At 44.7% G+C, this 19,009-nt stretch carries 12 protein-coding genes; 7 read left to right on the top strand and 5 right to left on the bottom strand.

Annotated elements, in window-relative coordinates; genetic code table 11:
• The first annotated feature begins 122 nt into the window (after positions 1-122).
• The gene (locus AB4482_RS20485) at positions 123-905 is read left to right on the top strand and encodes a helix-turn-helix transcriptional regulator (RefSeq protein ID WP_032546410.1); all 783 of its coding nucleotides are present in this window, start codon (positions 123-125) and stop codon (positions 903-905) included.
• A gap of 102 nt (positions 906-1,007) precedes the next feature.
• On the opposite strand, the gene pdxH is transcribed toward AB4482_RS20485, so the two are convergent.
• On the bottom strand, positions 1,008-1,643 hold the full coding sequence (pdxH, locus tag AB4482_RS20480; protein WP_017061203.1) for a pyridoxamine 5'-phosphate oxidase: 636 nt from the start codon (positions 1,641-1,643) through the stop codon (positions 1,008-1,010).
• A gap of 167 nt (positions 1,644-1,810) precedes the next feature.
• Between pdxH and AB4482_RS20475 the strand changes: the two genes are divergently transcribed.
• The 6 genes from AB4482_RS20475 to AB4482_RS20450 all read left to right on the top strand — a co-directional run bounded on the left by AB4482_RS20475 (position 1,811) and on the right by AB4482_RS20450 (position 11,385).
• Complete coding sequence (locus tag AB4482_RS20475) at positions 1,811-3,733, top strand: ATP-binding protein (protein WP_372181545.1); 1,923 nt, start codon at positions 1,811-1,813, stop codon at positions 3,731-3,733.
• A gap of 84 nt (positions 3,734-3,817) precedes the next feature.
• Positions 3,818-5,104: a sigma-54-dependent transcriptional regulator gene (locus tag AB4482_RS20470; RefSeq protein ID WP_372181550.1), complete on the top strand. Its 1,287-nt coding sequence runs from the start codon at positions 3,818-3,820 to the stop codon at positions 5,102-5,104.
• A 112-nt stretch (positions 5,105-5,216) separates the two neighbouring features.
• On the top strand, positions 5,217-6,608 hold the full coding sequence (locus tag AB4482_RS20465; protein ID WP_372181544.1) for an HlyD family type I secretion periplasmic adaptor subunit: 1,392 nt from the start codon (positions 5,217-5,219) through the stop codon (positions 6,606-6,608).
• A gap of 59 nt (positions 6,609-6,667) precedes the next feature.
• Positions 6,668-7,336, top strand: coding sequence for a transglutaminase-like cysteine peptidase (locus AB4482_RS20460; RefSeq protein WP_019823329.1), 669 nt, complete (start codon positions 6,668-6,670; stop codon positions 7,334-7,336).
• A 5-nt stretch (positions 7,337-7,341) separates the two neighbouring features.
• A complete protein-coding gene (locus AB4482_RS20455) occupies positions 7,342-9,252 on the top strand; it encodes a LapD/MoxY N-terminal periplasmic domain-containing protein (protein WP_017061208.1) in 1,911 nt (636 codons plus the stop codon).
• 18 nt (positions 9,253-9,270) lie between these two features.
• Positions 9,271-11,385 carry a type I secretion system permease/ATPase gene (locus AB4482_RS20450; RefSeq protein WP_017061209.1) on the top strand — a complete coding sequence of 705 codons (2,115 nt, stop codon included), beginning with the start codon at positions 9,271-9,273 and terminating at the stop codon, positions 11,383-11,385.
• A 122-nt stretch (positions 11,386-11,507) separates the two neighbouring features.
• Here AB4482_RS20450 and AB4482_RS20445 read toward each other — a convergent pair whose 3' ends face one another.
• From AB4482_RS20445 to AB4482_RS20430, 4 genes are all read right to left on the bottom strand, one after another.
• The gene (locus AB4482_RS20445) at positions 11,508-13,178 is read right to left on the bottom strand and encodes a DUF342 domain-containing protein (RefSeq protein WP_372073590.1); all 1,671 of its coding nucleotides are present in this window, start codon (positions 13,176-13,178) and stop codon (positions 11,508-11,510) included.
• A gap of 420 nt (positions 13,179-13,598) precedes the next feature.
• The gene (locus AB4482_RS20440; RefSeq protein WP_372181543.1) at positions 13,599-15,692 is read right to left on the bottom strand and encodes a GNAT family N-acetyltransferase; all 2,094 of its coding nucleotides are present in this window, start codon (positions 15,690-15,692) and stop codon (positions 13,599-13,601) included.
• A 93-nt stretch (positions 15,693-15,785) separates the two neighbouring features.
• Entirely contained in the window at positions 15,786-16,760 is a 975-nt protein-coding gene (locus tag AB4482_RS20435; RefSeq protein ID WP_017061212.1) for a ParB/RepB/Spo0J family partition protein, read from the bottom strand.
• Between the two features lie 5 nt (positions 16,761-16,765).
• A complete protein-coding gene (locus tag AB4482_RS20430) occupies positions 16,766-17,983 on the bottom strand; it encodes a ParA family protein (protein ID WP_017061213.1) in 1,218 nt (405 codons plus the stop codon).
• Between the last annotated feature and the right edge of the window lie 1,026 nt (positions 17,984-19,009).

The raw sequence follows: 19,009 nt of genomic DNA, 5'->3' as shown, positions 1-19,009 counted from the left end.
CCGCGATGAACCTTTTTTTTTTGCCTGATTATCACCCTTTATGCCCATCGATTCTCCGTGATTGACACAGTTAGTCAGCAGTCCGTTTAACTGTCAGTCCCCCCTTATTTTTCGTACTCTAATTGCCATTGCAGCGCTATAAGAAACTGATATTATTGCAACATCGCAACACACGAGATAAAACCTTGCCAGATCCACTCAACTCCATACATCGTTCTTTATTCGAACAACTTCCAGGCTGCTGGGGCTGCAAAGATACTGACTCGGTCTTCGTGTACGCCAACCTTGCTTACAACCAATTGATTGGCTTAAAACCCAATGAGACTTGTACTGGCTTGACCGACTTCGACATGCCCAGTCAAACCACCGAGTGCGCACAAGATTTCAGAGCTCAAGACAAACATGTGATGGATACACGCAGTACCCTTAAGATTCTCGATATTCACCCCTATCCAGACGGACGCTGGCACGCCCATATCTTTACTAAAACACCATGGCTTGATGACGACGACAACGTCCAAGGCACCATCTTCTATGGCCAAGAGCTTACCGATACCGCGATCTTAGAGGTCGGTCATTGGGTTTGTCAGGCCACAGGAACAAAAGGCGATCAGGCATCGCTTGCGGGGTCAGAGCCGCGCGTGTCTAAGCTGCAAAAGCGGCTGACTTCGAGAGAATCAGAGGTACTGTTCTTACTGCTTTTCGGCAAGAAACCACAGTACATCGCGTCGACGTTAAACATTTCAATCAAAACGGTCGAAGGTCATGTCGCCAGATTGAAACAGAAGTTTGATGCACGCAGTAAAAGCCAATTGATTGAGTATGCATTGGATTCAGGATTGGGCTCAGTGATCCCAGAAACTCTGCTCAAAAAACAGATCTCTGTTGTTCTTCACAGTGACTGATTGACTGTTCAGCTGAAAATGCAGACAAAAAAATGCCGTTGATTTGATCAGTCTAATCAACGGTATTTTTGGATCTGTTAAGCAGCTAAGCGATCAAGCAGCCTAAGGCGCTAGGCGATCAATATCCCAACTGTTGTCTTGGCGTGAGAACAAGAAACGGTCGTGCAAGCGGTGTTCACCACCCTGCCAGAACTCAATACTATCCACACGAACTCGGAAGCCACCCCAGAAAGAAGGCACAGGAATCTCGCCTTTGGCAAACTTCTGTTTAAGCTCTAGATACTTACCTTCTAAAATCCCACGCGCTGAAATGCGGCTACTCTGCTTACTTGCAATCGCGGCCAATTGGCTCTCTTTTGGACGTGACGAGAAGTACTTCATATTTTCCATAGCGGTCAGCTTTTCAGCCGTGCCCGTAATATGAACTTGTCGTTCGAGTGGATGCCAAGGGAAGTGCAAACTGATTTTGCTGTTGTGCTCAAGCTGGTGCGCTTTGCGGCTACCTAAGTTGGTGTAAAAAACGAACCCGTCTTTATCAACATTCTTCAGCAGAACAATTCGTTGGAATGGCTGACCATTTTCATCAACCGTAGCAACTGTCATGGCAGTAGGGTCCGTCAACTTCGCTTCAATGGCTTGCTCTAGCCATAGATTGAATTGCTCAATCGGGTCTGCGGCCAAGTCTTTGCGTCTCAATCCACCCTTAGCGTATTCGCGACGAATATCTGTCAGTTCCATTTGGTTGCTCCTTTTAATTTTTTTGTGATTTTGCGCCGTAATCCTTTGAAACACAAGTCTAAGCCATGGTTTTGTCTCACAGAAGGTGCTCTGTGTTAACAAGATCTCGGTACTCTCTCCATCATATTGATAATCTTTATACAAACCGATGACAAGCTGAGATCCGAGTGACCAAAATACTGCCTAACCTAATGACGCCCTTTGTTTTAATCTCATTGTTATTGGGAGCTGCAGGGCTGACCGCAACCCACTTTATGGCAGTACAATTCCAAGAAAAAATCGTCACTCAGCAACTCGATGAAGCGGCGAATAAAGCCAATCTACAAATCGATTCTGAACTGGATAAATTCAAACAGATCCCGGATTTGCTCAGTCATGACCCGCGCTTGCTCTCTTATTTTGACTCATCACAACGAGCAAACAAGATTTCCGCTGCGCAGCTCAATCAATTGCTGTTTGAATGGTCGAATCAAAGCCAAGCCGACACCATCTATATTCATGACCCGAGCGGTACTGTGGTCGCTTCCAGTAATTACCAAAAGCCTCGTACCTTTGTAGGTGAGAACTTCTCGTTTCGTCCCTACTTTGCTTCTGCCATTCAAGGTAACAACACACAATATGTCGCGCTAGGCGCTCGTTCGAACGTACGCGGTTATTTTCTGTCTTCACCGCTGTATGTTGAGAATCACATTGTGGGGGTTATCACCGTAAAAGTGAGTTTAGAAAACCTCGAAAACATCCTGACCAGCGACGACTTTGAGATCGTAGTACTCGACTCGAACCAAGTGGTCTTTCTATCAAGCCAAGCTCCATGGCTTTATCATTCACTGTTGCCATTAACGCAGCAACAACAAACGGATATCGCACTTCAACGCCAATACGGTCAAAGCGAAATTTCGATCATCGAAGCCTTTCGTTCTTCAAGATCTCAGTCAGAAGCTAGCAACGCCAATCAATCTAGCAACCTTCAATCCAATGAAATCCGAAAAGAGCTCACCGCCAACCAGTTATTCAAGCTTGGTGCTTTTAATCTTTACCCCGCTACCATCAGCAACAACCAGTACCAAGTCGTCGCCCTAAAAGAGACCAGAGCTGAACTTATTAAAATCTTTCAGATCGATGTCATCTTCGTAGTGATTTACAGCTTGGTGATGCTCATCGCTTGGTCGTGGCGCCAGACTTATCTCGCGAAAGTGGCGTTGACCCGACTCAACCAAAACCTAGAACAAACCGTAGATAAACGTACCCACTACTTGAAGCAATCCAATCAACAGCTGCAACAAACCCTTTTTCAATACCAAGAGTCGCAATCCAAGTTGAAACAGACAGAGCAAGAGCTGACACAAACCGCGAAATTAGCGGTACTCGGTGAGCTGTCAGCCAGCATTAACCACGAAATCAACCAACCGCTTGCAGCACTGCGAACCTACAGTGAAAACAGCTTAAAGCTACTGGAAATGGAACGAACCGATTTAGTGAAAAGCAATCTTGAGAAAATGATTGGCCTCAACAACACCATTACCGACATCATCGCGCGACTCAAAGTCTTTACTCGCAAGGTCACCAAACAAGAACATCATGTGGCGAACCTGCATCAAGCGGTCAATAACGCCACTAGCATTCTCAGTGCGCTGATGATCAAGCAAGGCATTACGCTAAGGCTAAGCACGGTGCCAGATGACATCAATATTGCGATTCATCCAACCGAACTCGAGCAAGTACTAGTGAACCTGATTCACAACGCGACTCAAGCGCTGCAACAACAAGTTCTTGAACACAAAATCTTGCAGGAGCAACAAAACCTGGAAAGCGTTGACCAACAGGCTAGCCCACAGATAGGCATCGAATGGCAACTGCATCATGACTCTTGTCAGCTGATCATTTGGGATAACGGAATTGGCATGCCGAACGATAAGCTAGAACAGCTGTTCGACCCGTTTTTTACCACCAAACCGGAAGGTTTAGGGCTAGGGCTTTCAATATCGAAACGGATTATTGAAGCGTATCACGGCACGATCAGCGCGAACCGGTTAGAGCCTTCAGGCATGGTATTCTCGCTAAACATCCCGTTATATAACGATAAGGGCTAACACGCCGTTGTTATCGTTGATTAGAAAACGAATCTCACATACTGCTAATCTCACCTACAGCTAAGGAATCGGCTTTTGCACTCTATGCCTAAACTCTATTTTGTCGACGATGAACCCGCCATTCGAGACTCGGTAGAACAAGTCATGCTCATTGAAGGTATCGATATCGTCGGCTTTCCCAATGCTATTGAGGCATTAAAGAAAATAGATACCACGCAAGCCGGAATTGTCATCACCGATATTCACATGCCGGTAATGGATGGCATTCAATTAACGCAAAAGTTGCTGAGCCAAAATCCTCATTTTCAGGTCATCGTACTTACCGGACATGGTGACGTGCAAACCGCGGTATCAGCGATGAAAGCTGGTGCTTACGATTTTCTGGAAAAGCCATTTGTGGTCGATGCCCTACTCACTGCCGTTAAAAAAGCCGCAGATAAGCTCGCACTGGTTGAAGAGAACAACCTATTGCGTAAAGAGTTGGCAATGCAAAATCAGGTTGGCCCGAAACTGATTGGTCAATCACCATCAATGCAGGCATTACGCCGAGAATTGATCACCCTAGATACCAAAACTAACCCACTTCTATTATTTGTTGGTGATTTAGGGACGGGGAAAAGGGTCACAGCACAATACACCCATGATTTACACAGTCATCAAACCGCGGAGCTTTGCCCTGTCGCTGCGTTTAATTTGCCACGCAGTGACGAAGCGACATTCCATCAGTTTATTTTGCAACTGTTCTTGAAGCATCAAGGTGGAACACTCTATATCCATGAGACAGAAGCACTAACTCAGGATCAATGGCTGTGGTTAGCGAACCTAAAACCCACTCTACTTCGTGAAAACTCATGCAAGACCAATGCAACTTGTATCATTATCGCAACTACAGTAGTTCCTACTACAATTACAGGTGAACTGCGCCGATTTAATTTACTACCCTTGGCGCAAAGAACGGAAGATATTGGCTCTTTGTTCAAACACTTTGCTCGTGGTGCAGCCAGTCGCTATCAACTGCCGCCACCCGTCATTACAGAAAAAGAGATTCAGCGACTCATTGCAACGCATTGGACGGAGAACATTCGTCAGCTTCGCCAACATGCTGAACTCAGAGTGCTGACTCAAATTAAGCAGCCGTCGCTCGACAGCGATACTGATGAGCAAAATGAACTCGATATGAGCATTGAAGAGCAACAACAGTCGTTGAACCAACGCACCGATAGCTTTGAACAAATTATCTTGATTGAGGCACTACATCGCCATCAAGGACGTTTAAAAGAAGTGCAACAAGAGCTGCAAGTGTCACGAAAGACACTGTATGACAAGCTGAGAAAGCACCAATTGGATAAAACAGATTTCAAGAACCGATAAGTCTTAAAAAATATATAAATTCAAAGATTTAAAGGAGCAAAATCTTAACATTTACCAAAAGTAAGAATACACTCAATAGGCTTGCACTTTTATTTAGCAAACAAGGACAGTCATGAGCCAGAAGAATTACAGCAAATTGAACGAAACCGAACTTGAGTACGTCGATGATAAAACAGCGGCACTACTACTCAACACGCCCACCAGTGCGCGTATTATGTTATGGGTGATCGTTCTGTTTTTTATTGCTGCTATTGGGTGGTCCGCTTGGGCTGAGATCGATAAAGTCACCGTTGGCCAAGGCAAAGTCATCCCCTCTTCACAAATCCAAGTGGTGCAAAACCTTGAGGGCGGCCTCGTAAAAGAGATATTAGTAAGGGAAGGTCAACGCGTCCAAAAAGGTCAACAGCTGCTGTTGATCGATGACACTCGATTCCGTTCTGACTTCCGAGAGCGCGAACAACAAGTGGCAAACTTAACCGCCAGCGTGTTAATGCTTTCAGCTTCCTTTAACAGCGTGGTCATCAACGAAGAGTTCTCCGTCGAAAACTGGAAACAAAGTGTGTTACTCGACTACGGCAAACTCGCCTTCCCACCAAAGCTATACGAACTTCAACCTAAACTGGTTAATCGCCAAAAAGCCGAATATCGTCAAGACCTAAACAACCTAAGAAACCAACTTTCCGTTTTTGATCAACAAGTTGAACAGAAGCAACAAGACCTTGTTGAAATAAAATCGCGCGTCAATAACTTAAGACAAAGTTACAAATTCGCCCGCCAAGAGTTAGATATAACAAAACCGCTTGCCGATGAAGGCGTTGTGCCAAGAATTGAACTCCTCAAGCTTCAAAGACAAGTGAATGACACTCGCCGAGAAATGACTTCGAGCGAGCTAAAAATTCCTCTTTTACGCTCAGCAATCAAAGAATCCATGCTCAGCCGTATTGACGCCGCACTGAACTTCCGCTCCGAACAACAAGAAAAACTCAATCAAGCCCAAGACAAGCTCTCTGCAATGACCGAATCTGCCGTTGGCCTAGAAGACAGAGTAAACCGTACCGTGGTGGTTTCTCCTGTAACAGGCACAGTTAAAACATTGGGTATTAATACTGTCGGCGGGGTTATCCAACCGGGTATGGACATCGTTGAGATTGTACCAACAGAAGACTCTCTATTGGTTGAAGCGAAAATCGCCCCGCAAGATATCGCGTTCCTACGCCCAGAATTGACTGCCATCGTTAAATTCAGTGCTTATGACTTCACTAAGTACGGTGGTCTAGAAGGCGTGTTAGAGCACATCAGTGCCGATACCACTCAAGATGAAGAAGGCAATAGCTTCTATATCGTGCGCGTGCGCACCGAAAAACACAATTTTGGACAGAACGAAGAGTTGCCAATCATTCCAGGTATGACCGCCTCTGTCGATATCATCACGGGTAAAAGAACCGTGCTTGAGTACATGTTGAAGCCACTATTAAGCGCTCAAAACAATGCACTAAAAGAGTAATGACGTTTGATGTTTGATAACGCCTTTCAATACACAGCAAATAGACAAGAGCAGAGGCTATGAAGTCTCGGATTTCGCTATTGCTGCTGGTCCTCACCTCTTTCACCTCTGTGGCGCTCAACAAGAGCGACCAACGGTGGATAGATGCAGTGACCAAAACCTACGGCGATAGAGCCGGAAAGCGAGTGGCAACATGGCGCTCAAATATGACGTCATACGACGGATTAAGTGAAAAAGAGAAGCTCAGGTCGGTGAACCAGTTCTTCAACCAGATGTACTTTGTCGATGACAACATACTGTGGGGAAAGAATGATTACTGGGCAACACCACTGGAATTTTTAGGCAGCAACGCCGGTGATTGTGAAGACTTCACAATCGCAAAATACTTCTCTTTGCTTGAACTGGGCGTCCCAGATAAGAAATTACGATTAGTGTACGTAAAAGCACTGGAACTAAACCAGTTCCACATGGTGTTAGCTTACTACTCAACACCGAGTGCAGAGCCATTAATTTTGGACAACTTAAACCCTGAAATTAAACGCGGTTCCAAACGCCCAGATCTAAGACCAATTTACAGTTTTAACGGTAAAAACCTTTGGTTGATCAAGTCGGCAGCAGGCAGCGGCAAATTGGCAGGGAAATCTTCAAGATTGAGCTTATGGAACGACTTACGTTCACGTGAGCGCTCTCTAAAATTAAACAAACCCATTATCAATTACGATGAGTAGGTACAATGACTTTATATAAACAGCTTGTGGTCGGGATGGTTGCAGTGTTCATACTGCTGATGACGTCAGTTTTTATGATCGAATTCAATACCACCCGTGGATACTTAGAGGAGCAGCAACGCTCTGAGGTAAGTAATACCATTAATACTGTTGGACTGGCTCTCGCCCCTTACCTAGAAGAAAAGGACAAGGTGGCAGTGGAGTCTGTTATCAACGCCCTGTTTGATGGCAGTTCTTACTCAGTCGTTCGATTGATCTTTCTCGATAGCGGTGAAGACATTCTCCGCTCATACCCTGTAAAGCCAACTGGCGTACCAGAGTGGTTTACCAACCTAAACCTGTTCGAGCCTGTTCATGACCGCCGCGTGATCACCAGTGGCTGGATGCAATTGGCCGAGGTCGAGATCGTAAGTCACCCAGGCCCTGCCTACGATCAACTTTGGCAAGCATTCATCCGCTTACTGAGCATATTTGGCACGATCTTCTTGCTCGGTTTGGTGTCTATCTCTTGGATCCTTAAGCGCGCTTTACGCCCGCTCTCGTTGATCATTACCAAGATGGATCAGATCGCCAAGAATCAGTTTGGCGAACCTCTGGCTCGTCCAAAGACAAAAGATCTCACCTTGGTTGTCGATGGTATCAACCACATGTCGACTCAAGTTGAACTGGCATTTAAAAACCAAGCGAAAGAAGCTCAGAAGTTACGTGAAAGAGCATATATCGACCCTGTATCTCAGCTAGGTAACCGTGCTTACTACATGTCTCAGTTAACTCAATGGTTAGAGGAGTCGAGCTTAGGTGGTTTAGCGGTACTTAAAGCGGAGTTTATCAGTGAAGAGTACGATGAAAAGGGCTATCAAGAAGGTGATGCCTTGGTTCATCAACTGGCTGAACAGCTGCAAGCTTCAATTTCATCTCCAGATATCACCATCGCTCGTATTTCTAGTGACGAGTTCGGTTTCATCATGCCAAACATTGATGAGAGCGAACTGAAACTTGTCGCGAGCAGCATCGTAAACTGTATCCAGAGCCTAGGTTCAGACCCAACAGGCACTGCGAATCCACATATTGCTCTTGGTGTGACCTACAGCAACAAGCGTAAAACCAGTACTGAAATCATGTCGCTGGTGGATAACGCACTCTCAAGTGCCAAGGCGAATCGAGAACTTGCTTACGGCTACGTAACCGCAGACGATCACGGCGCAGTGATGGGCAAACAACAATGGCGTATGTTGGTTGAAGAAGCGATCATCAACGACCTCATTACCTTCCGTCTGCAGGCTGCAAACAATGCCTTTGGTAAAACCTATCACCAAGAGGTGTTCTCTGCGATTGAAAAAGATGGCGTGCGTTACGGTGCTAACCAGTATCTATACGCGCTAGAACAGCTTGAAATGAGCCACATTCTCGACCAATACGTTATTGAGAAGATGGTTGAAAAGCTCAATGCAAAAGAAGTAACCAGCCCAGTCGCTATTAATCTCTCGCCAAGCAGTATATCTCAACCAAGCTTCATCCGTTGGATCGGTAAAACGCTTGAACAGAATGCTTCAATCGCTCACCTGTTGCACTTTGAGATTCCAGAAAACTGCTTCATCAACGTTCCGCACTACACGGCACTTTTGTGTAACACCATTCGCAACGCTGAAGCAGTGTTTGGTGTCGATAACTACGGACGTAACTTCCAATCACTGGATTACATCAACGAATACCGTCCAAGCTATGTGAAGCTAGATTACCTGTTCACACATAACCTTGATGACGAAAAACAGAAGTTTACCTTAACGTCGATCTCAAGAACCGCTCACAACCTAGGCGTCACCACCATCGCGTCTCGAATAGAAACTCAGACTCAGCTAGATATTCTGTCTGATAACTACGTAGAAGTGTTCCAAGGCTTCATTGTTGATAAATAGTTGTAAGGGTTATATCACATGCAAGATCCACTATTGAACTCACTGATCTACGTTAGCCGGTATTACGGGTTAGCTAACTCGCCCGAAGCGTTGATCAATGGGCTACCACTATCCGATGGAAAGCTAACCCCTTTCCTATTCCCACGCTCTGCTGAACGAGCAGGATTAGTGGCAAAAGAAAACCGTTCCGACTTAGAAAAGATTCCTCACCTGATACTGCCTGCGGTCTTACTACTTAAACAAGGTGAGGCGTGCGTTCTCAACAGTATCGATTTAGAGAAGCAAGAAGCGGAAATCATTACTGCGGAAAGCGGAATGGTGCCAATCATCATTCCTGTCGAAGAGCTGAAAGAACAATTCATCGGCCGCTACTTCTTGGTAAAGAAACAGTTCCGTTATGATGAACGTTCACCAGAAGTTCTAAAAACACGTAAAGGGCATTGGTTTTGGAGTACGATTTGGGAATCGAAAAACATCTACCGAGATGTGTTGATTGCCTCCATTCTGATCAACATCTTCGCGATAGCCGCGCCCATGTTTACACGCTTGGTGTACGACAAAGTCGTACCTAACCTCGCCTTTGAAACTTTGTGGGTGCTAGCGAGTGGTATCTTTGTCGTGTTCCTATTCGATTTGCTGCTCAAATTGATGCGAAGCTACTTCATTGACGTTGCTGGTAAGAAATCCGATATTCTCATTTCCTCCAAGCTGTTCAGTAAAGTACTGGGGATACGTATGGAAGCGAAACCTGCTTCTGTCGGTGCTTTCGCTAAAAACTTGCAAGAGTTCGAATCCATTCGTGAATTCTTTACCTCTGCAACCATTGGCTCGCTCATCGACCTCCCCTTCGCACTGATGTTCTTAGCGCTAATTTGGCTAATGGCTGGAAACCTTGTATTCGTTCCCGTTGCTGGCGTGGTCATTTTGATCGTCTATGCATTGCTAATCCAAGGCCCACTGCGCCGCACCATTGAAGAAGGATCTCGTCTTGCCTCGCAGAAGTATGCAAACTTGATTGAAAGTTTGGCGGGTCTAGAAACCGTTAAGCTATTCAGCGCGCAAAGCCAATTCCAATTCCGTTGGGAAGAAGCCGTGGCTCACATGGCGAATTGGAATATCAAAAGCCGACGCATCACAGACAGCATCCAAAACACCGCCGGTTTTGTTCAGCAGAGTACTAACGTAGGTATGATAATCTTTGGTGTGTACCTGATTGCGGAAGGTGAGCTTACGATGGGTGGCTTGATCGCTGCGACCATGCTGAGTGGCCGAGCGATTGGTCCTCTTGTTCAGTTATCTTTGCTTTCGACTCGTTACAACCAAGCGAAGTCATCAATGACTCTGATTGAGCAAGTGATGTCGATGCCTGATGAACAAGAAGAAGGTAAACGCTACATTCACCGTCCGATTATTCAGGGCCATATCGCGCTAGATAAAGTGACGTTTCACTACCCAGATTCACCCGTTGCTTCAATTAGAGACTTAACCCTCAATATTAGTCCAGGCGAGAAAGTGGCGATCATTGGTCGTATTGGTTCAGGTAAAACCACACTAGAACGTCTGATTATGGGCCTGTACAAGCCAACAGAAGGCCATGTACGCATTGATGACACCGATATGGAACAACTGCATCATGTCGACGTACGACGCAATATAGGCTGTGTGCCGCAAGACAGTAACTTGTTCTACGGTTCGGTAAGAGACAACATTACTTTAGGCCGCCCTTTGGTGGATGACCGTGACGTGATGGATGCAGCGAACCGTGCAGGCGTAACCGCGTTTACTCAGCAAGATCCTGCAGGTTTAGAACGCCAAGTGGGTGAAGGTGGTGCCTTGCTGTCTGGTGGTCAACGTCAGTCAATTGCCATTGCTAGAGCCTTCCTAGGCCGTCCGCCAGTATTGTTAATGGATGAGCCGACCAGTGCTATGGATAACCGTTCTGAGATGCACATCAAACACCAGCTTAACCAGTTGCTACCAAGCGAGACGTTGATTCTGATTACACACAAAACGTCGATGTTGGACATTGTCGATCGAGTGATCGTTATGGAGAAAGGCTGCATCATTGCCGACGGTCCTAAAGCACAGGTTCTTTCAGACCTTAAACAAGGTCGAGTTAGAGCCGTAAGTTAGAGCGCTCAAGCCATCTAAATAAATCATTATCAGTAGAAACCATAAGGGGAGCATCAGCTCCCCTTTTTCTATTTGTCAGTATCATCACCTAAGCCAAGCATCACTTATGTTCAACACAAAGCCTACAAAGCAATATCCTCTTGCTCCATCTTGAATGAACATTGGATCTCGTATTGGTTGAATGAGAAAACACTTCCGCCGTGAGTTCGCTTGGTTGTGACTGTCTCATCACCAAATTGAATCGTCACTCGGGTATACACTTTTTCGTGTACCTCTACAGTACATTCAGCAAGGTTGGTTTCAAACTCTGCTTCGAGTGTATCTAACTGCGACTTTGTGTTTTCAATTGCGAGATTATTCTTCTCACGTTGCTGCTCAATTTCTAGGGCTTGCTCTTCGCTTCTCTCGGTTTTAGGGCGCTTCTTAAATTCTAACTCTTGGCGAATCACACCCATGGTTTGCTCTTGAGTGTGTTTATAAGCTTCCTTCAGCTCGGCTAGCTTTTGTCGGTAACCATCGTAGCGCGCAAAGCCATGTACTTTAGTTGCGGTGTCTCCCTCAACACCTAAGAAGACACATTCTACTTTCCCGCCGACTTTGGCTTCACCACCGCTGAGCGTGCCGTGTTTTTTCAAACTGTCCATCACGATAAGGTTGTTACCACAGCGAATGTCATTACTCATACTGTGCACACCAAGTCTAAGGTCGTTGGCCGTTTGTAGCTCAGCATTCTGTGCGTAGCTTGCTGTGATAGAGCCTTTACTGAATACCTTACAACTTTTTGGCTCCCCCTCTTTAGTCGTATGGCCGATAATGCCTTTGGCGACTTTGATATCCCCCTGGGCTTGAACTTCGGCCGATTCGATAAAGCCACCAACCGTAACACTTCCGGTCGCCTTGACGATCATCCCCGGCTCGATGTTGCCAGAGACGAAGACATTACCTTTAAATTTAACATGCCCAGTTGAGACATCGACGTTGCTGACACATAAGGCGTCATCCACTTCGATGGTTCGATCTTTAATGATGGGCAATCCAGGGTGTGAGGCGAGTAGTAAATTGGGATCTTCAGGGGAGATGTAGGTGCCCTTTCCTGGCTTGATTAAACTGTCTTGCCCAGGAAGCGGTGGGATAATTCGGCCTTGAACGGTAAAGCCAGCGATACCTTTGGTAGCGGGGGTACGTTTCATTAAGTGATCATTTTGACCAACGGTAATGGTTTGTCCCAAGTCTCGCATATCAATCTTGCCTTCGTCTTTGCTGCGAGGCTTCAAGACTTGGCGAGTAATATCTTCAACCAAAGCGGCAAACTTAGCATCCTTACCTTTTACTGGTTGTGTCCCTTTAGCGACGGGCTGAGTAAACTTTTCCCCGGGCTTAAGTTTGCTACTCATCATCAGAACTTTTCTGAGCGCTAACTTATTTATTCCTTTTGTTATTTGAGCTAGAGATAAGCACTGAATGATGTCGCTACCACGCAGTGGGTGTCCATTGTAGGGACCAGTGACCACGAGACTCGCCAACATCTCATCATCAGACAGTTCGACCGCAACAGTGGCATTTCGAACTTCAGCAATCAAGATTCCTTCATAAGCTTCACCCTTACCTTCTTTAGCAAGAGTAACGAAACGCAACACCTCTTCTTCGAAAAGAAAATAGTTTGATGCATTCAAAGCTTCCAAGGTTGGTGGCAGCGTCTTGTTATCAAAGCTTGCGTCAACCACAATCCCGGTTGGCAGACATGCCATTACTTGTTGCTTGTCTTCCGACAATGTAACGATGTTATCCCACATTCGAATTGAGTATCCCTAATGACTCAGTTGTTATTCAGTCTATATAATTCATTCTGAGCTGAGTATCACATTATTAGAATAATCAGCGTCACATCACTTACTTTCGATTCTGCAAACATGACTCATAAATAAGACTTACACATTTTATGATCTGCTTCGCCTTTACAAATACATAGGAAGATTTTTTCAGAATATTTCGTGTGATTGAATGTCGATTCGATATTGGTGCAAGATAGTAAAGGCGAATAGCTATAGAAGATTAAAGGCTGTCATGGAGAGATGAAACAGAAGTGATGTAACAGATAGTCAGGGTAAAAACGAATTTCAATATGGAGCTTCAGTTTACAGTGTAAATCCAAGATTCTAATTTACACTGTAAATCTAATTTGTAGCGGTCAGTCTATTTAAATGATGGCTAGCCTATTTACACTGTAAATTTGCTAACAGAGCATCGACATCTTTACGAAACTGAATCTCTGCTTGTTTACGACCAACCAGATTAAACTGTTCGACACAAGCCTCCCACTCTTTCTGCTGAACAACCTTTGCGATGAGTAAGTCAGAAATACCTACGTTTCGATCGTTACTGAGTAGAATCAAGTTCAGTACGCTGAAGCTGATCGCATCATAACTGTTGCCACCGTTCACGTAATTTCTAACTAACTGAGTTTCAAACTCGCTAACGGTTTGGACACTCTTTGGCAGCAGCGCTCGTACCATATCGGTTTCAAGTGAAACCAAAGAACCTGAAACAAGAAAACAGTAGCTACGCTCGAAATGATTTTGAACTTGGTTTATCCAGCCTTGAGAGTTTGAGTTAAGCGCCTTAACCATCAGAACCGAGTGACAGCCACTTGCCTGATCTCGCTGGTGGCCGATGTGCACAGCTTCAAATTCACTACGCCGCCAAAAAGAAATCAATTCGCTGGTCGCGCCAAAGCTTGTCGCCAGATAATCTGCTTGGCTGGTTTGCTGTGATAACTGAGCCAACATCCAACGGCCAATACCCAAACCTTGATGACGTGCTGAAACAGCAATGCGCATAACTCGAAGGCAACGACTGGTCGCCGCCTGAGTACAGCCAAGTTGGTTTGCCAGTAATACTGGAGCAAGGTGACCTTGAGGCCTGCGTTTTCCAAGTTGAATTTGAGTAATCAACTCGCTGTCCAAACCACCCTCTTCCGTCACTAACATACAACCTAAACATTTATCTTGCTGCCAAGCGGCGTATAAACGGATTGCTGGATTGTTGAGAAATTGCATTAAGTCATTTGGCGAGGTCTGATAGTGCGCATCCACGAGAAGAGAAAAACATTGTTGTAGCTGCTCAGGATTAGCCAAGCATTCTGCTTTTGATAACTCGACTAAGTTTAATTTTTTGATTGCGTCAGCAGAAAAGCCTTCGATTTCATCAACCGCCGATTCAGTGACTGATGCGTCATTACCAAGTAGGAAGCAATCAAACAACCAAGCTTCTAGCGGATCGTTGCTATTCCAACGAATCGGTTGTTCGAGCTTAAAGCCTTTCCACCCCGGACGATGCTCAGAAAGCCAAGACTCAAACTTAATACCGAACCCTCGCCCACTGCCTTCGTAACCATGTACCGTGGTTGAAAAGACCATACGGTGATAGATGTCGACCATGGATTTAAGCATCGGAATTGGAATTGCAGCTGCTTCGTCAACCAATAACAGATCGCAATCAGGCTTAGATTTAAGTAATTCATCTGTTGCGACGAATCTTAAACTGCCACCTTGATGACGAATGTGAGTAGCGTTTACCACTTCGCAAGATTCCAACCCTTGGCTAGCATGGGAAAATACCGGCTCTACCGCTTTCACTGAAGGTGCGGTAACAACAATATTAAACCCGTGACGCTCAACTAACAGCTGCGCAGCGGCAATACCCAATGTCGAACTTTTACCACGCCCTCTATCCGCAGTGAGAATCAAAGGACGTTTACGGTGTCCAGACACCACTTTTTTGACTAATTCAACAGCCGTGTTTTGCTGTTCAAATTTATCCAATCCGTTTTGGGCGCTTTGCATCTGAGGAAGAACGTGAGTTGCTTGAACTACATCGCAGGCTTCATTGTGTTGTGAAACAGACATCAGTTTATCGAAATGACGTTTTAACCAACGTTGGCCAAAGCTTTCACTATCTTCAGAGGCATTAACTTTTGGCGGCAACACCAACAACAACCCACCACCAACTAACGAACCCAACGCGGCACTAAAACCATTCGCATCGAACTGCTCTCTAAAATCACAAACAAGAACCTGACACTCACGACCAAGCAGTTGTTGGCCTTTTTTTACTGGAGCATGAATCACACCTTCAAATGGCGTACCGCCAATCTGGAAGATGCTCGGACTGTGTGAGTCTTGAAGGAAAGTAAAAACAGCTGAGTTTTGCCAATCAAATTCGCCATCAAAGACAACGCCGTAACGGTGATCGTTATGCTGAGCAATATTAGAAAGTGTATGTAGAAAAGTGTTGGTTGGGTTTGTCATAGTTAGCGTCCAGATTCATCTAAACACAGTTTATCACAGCCAAATAAAAAGCCGCATAAAGCGGCTTTAGAGGAGTAATGAAAAGTCGTCGACTTAGTCGAGCTTCGATTGTACGAAGGCGAGGATTTCTTCCATTGTTGCGTCATCAACTTTCTTAAGGTTCAACGCCAAGTTTGAACCCTTGCGGCTGTATGATACGCGGCCCTTAATAAGCTCAACTTTTGGAGAAGCTTTCTTCGCTGGCGCTGGCGCCAATTCAAGAATCCAACCTTCCAATGTTTCGGTCACGTCTTTGGTTAGACGAGTTACGCCTTGAGCTTCGCTACGCTGCCATACAAAACCTTCAGAAGCATCACACTTAGTCAGCAGTGTTTGCTGCTGTTCACTCGTCAATCCACCAAACTGCTTGTGTAGTTTAACAATGGTTGGACGACCAAGGTCGCTCACATTTGGGTAAGCTTGTAGCAATTCAAGTGGTAAAGCGGCTGCTTTCAATGCACCACTCACCAAAGCTTCACTGCACTGGAACATTTTCGCCAGTGCTTTCTGGTCTTCAGCTTCGCCTTTATCTAGCTTCGCTTGCATCTCTTTGCCCTTCTCATAAAGAGAAAGCGGTTTATGAGCGTTAGCTACGTCTGATAGGAATTTAGCGTGTTCGCCGTTAATGTTTTCAGCAACATAGATTAGGAACTCTTTGTCAGCCAAAATACATGACATACGACGACGGCTACCATCAAGAACTTCAATCTTACCGTCTTTGTTCTTACGACCAACTGCTGGGTATTGCTGACCACGTTCTTTCAATGTTGTAAGAACATCAGAAAGCGCATGCTCGTTTAAGAAAGATTGCTCACGAGCGTTCTCTTCAAAAACAACCGTTCGAGTAGCCACTTCAGCCGCAGGAATTCGAACCAATTCAAATGAAACCAAATCTTCGCCAGCAACAGAAAGCTCAATCACTTGAGCCTGCTCTTTTGCCGCTGTTTGCGCTTCTTGTGGTGTTGCTACGCGACGTTTGTTTGCTTTACCAAATAGCTTTGCATTTAAGTCAGATGTTTTAATTGCCATTGTTGTTATCCCTGATTAAGTGAAGGCCAGTTGCTATGTAATACGCGCTCTAATTCTAGAGCACTTTTTTGTACTGCGTCTTGAGCAACAGCTAGAGTTTTCTTACCGCCCTCAAAGTCGCTTACCGTTAGATCGAAAACCGTGCTGTAAGTGTCAGCACAGGTTTCAAAAGCACGGCTTCTTGGAATGGTTGCCATCATTACTTGATCATTCAACAGGTAGTTCATTTCAGTCAGAACTGACACCTGTTTCTTGTTGTCGTCTTCAAACATGGTTGGCATTAGACGAACAAATTCGAGCCCTTTCCAGTCATCCGGGAACATTTCGTAAACCGTTGGTAAGTGCTGGAAGAAGTTAACCGTTGAAGCCCAATCCAAACGCTTAGCTGCACATGGAATCAGAAGTGCGTTCGACGCGTACATTGCATTCCATACTAGAGGGTCAACGTGCGGGCCGGTATCAATCATAATCACATCGAAGTCATCGGCGATTTTGTCGATAAGCTTCTCTTTTAACAGACGAACAATATCAAGTGACTGATCTTGTGAAAGGCTTTGCCACGCTTCAGCGTTAAACATCGCATCTTCTGGGAAAGCAGAAATTGTCTTCAGGTTTGGATACTGAGTTGGCAATAGTACGTTCTTACGAAGAAACTCTAGATCGACATCTTGGCCTTCAGGCACATTGTCCAACATGATATCGACGGCAGAATAGATGCTGTCGTGCTCTGCCCCACTAATTTGTGGATTTAGGAACAGACGCAAAGAGCCCTGTGGGTCCAAGTCAATCAGACAGATACGGTAGCGCTTATCCAAATTCAGAGACAAACAAGCGGCTAAGTGAACTGCTGTCATTGATTTACCCGTACCACCCTTCTGGTTTTGTACGTTGATAATCCATGGCTTATTGTCAGCGTGCTGCTTACGTTCATGGAACTTCGGCACTTCTGCCGCGTCCATCAACATGTGAGCTTCTGTCAATGAAATCGAGTAATGATTAGCGTTGTTCTTTGTGAACTGATGGCCATCAGCTTCAAGTTTAGTGATCGCTTCATCGAGCTTACGACGCGTTAAACCAGAACGAGTCTCCATCATAGCTTTAGACATTGGAGGGAAATGTTCATCACTTCGCTCTTCCAAAATAATCTCAATTCGGTCAGCCTGAACTTGTTGAGTTTGTTCGGCTAGCTGATAGAGCTTATCAATCGTTTGTTCTCTTTTCATTGCCAGTTTCCGTAATGATTAACTAAGTACAAATTGTACAGCGATTAACAACAAACACAACAAAAACATGAACATACATTTATGAGTAAAATCACATAAAATAGACCGCGTTTTTACAATTTGATGAAACATCGCCTTAGACAAACACAAAAATGACTGTTTCTATCATGTATAACCATGCTATTTCTAGTCTACATTTTAAATGTTACAGCATCACTTATTTACAATGTAAATGGAATTTCAACGAAAAACCTTCGGAACGATTGAAATACAACCGTAGATTACGGTTGGTGTGATTTGCATTCGAATTTATAGATTTTCAATCCAATAAAAATTAAAAAACACTCAATGACCAAAAAATTCAAAACAGAAGAGAAGATGGGGTGTCAAAAAACAACAGAGGATTGGAACCTAACCGGAAGAATGATCATGGAGCACATCCAGTGTAAGATAATTGATAACGCCAAATTATGAAGCATGATCAAGGCGTAAACTGAGCAATATTGATCCGAGCAACTGCACATTGAAAATGATCAACCTCCGGAAAAATGATCAAGTAAACATAGTTCCGGAAGCATGTAATTTATGAACTAAGTTACGGACAAATGCTTTTGGAATGGGGATTCAACGCCTATAAGGGCTCAATGATTGAAAATTCAATCGACACAGACCAAGAATACACAAACATGACAATTTCATGATCATGCTTCCTAGTTAAGACCCACCCGCTCTAAATACATCAAAGCAATCCATTTCCAGCGGATACAGACTAAATTTTGCACTCAATAGGGTAGGAACGATAAAAAAGTATGCTCTCTTGATCATTGTTCCGATAGATTGGTCACCACAAGTGTCCACTTAGACAAGTCAAAAGCGACTTAGAAACCGATGTTGAATTCCGATCTGTGGATAAGCTGTATAAGTATAATGATCATGCTTTCGAACCAATAATGATCATGCTTACAATGACTTAATGATCATCGTTCTGATGTTCTGTGATCATGCTTTCTTAAGTTTAATGATCAT

The organism is Vibrio sp. 10N.222.55.C7 (assembly GCF_041473335.1).
GTDB lineage: Bacteria > Pseudomonadota > Gammaproteobacteria > Enterobacterales > Vibrionaceae > Vibrio > Vibrio crassostreae_C.
This window is presented reverse-complemented; position numbering and strand designations above follow the sequence as displayed.

Coding starts and splice junctions, on each gene's coding strand:
- pdxH (WP_017061203.1), bottom strand. CDS start 1,643: ATGGAACTGACAGATATTCGTCGCGAATACGCTAAGGGTGGATTGAGA.
- AB4482_RS20470 (WP_372181550.1), top strand. CDS start 3,818: ATGCCTAAACTCTATTTTGTCGACGATGAACCCGCCATTCGAGACTCG.
- AB4482_RS20465 (WP_372181544.1), top strand. CDS start 5,217: ATGAGCCAGAAGAATTACAGCAAATTGAACGAAACCGAACTTGAGTAC.
- AB4482_RS20460 (WP_019823329.1), top strand. CDS start 6,668: ATGAAGTCTCGGATTTCGCTATTGCTGCTGGTCCTCACCTCTTTCACC.
- AB4482_RS20455 (WP_017061208.1), top strand. CDS start 7,342: ATGACTTTATATAAACAGCTTGTGGTCGGGATGGTTGCAGTGTTCATA.
- AB4482_RS20450 (WP_017061209.1), top strand. CDS start 9,271: ATGCAAGATCCACTATTGAACTCACTGATCTACGTTAGCCGGTATTAC.
- AB4482_RS20445 (WP_372073590.1), bottom strand. CDS start 13,178: ATGTGGGATAACATCGTTACATTGTCGGAAGACAAGCAACAAGTAATG.
- AB4482_RS20440 (WP_372181543.1), bottom strand. CDS start 15,692: ATGACAAACCCAACCAACACTTTTCTACATACACTTTCTAATATTGCT.
- AB4482_RS20435 (WP_017061212.1), bottom strand. CDS start 16,760: ATGGCAATTAAAACATCTGACTTAAATGCAAAGCTATTTGGTAAAGCA.
- AB4482_RS20430 (WP_017061213.1), bottom strand. CDS start 17,983: ATGAAAAGAGAACAAACGATTGATAAGCTCTATCAGCTAGCCGAACAA.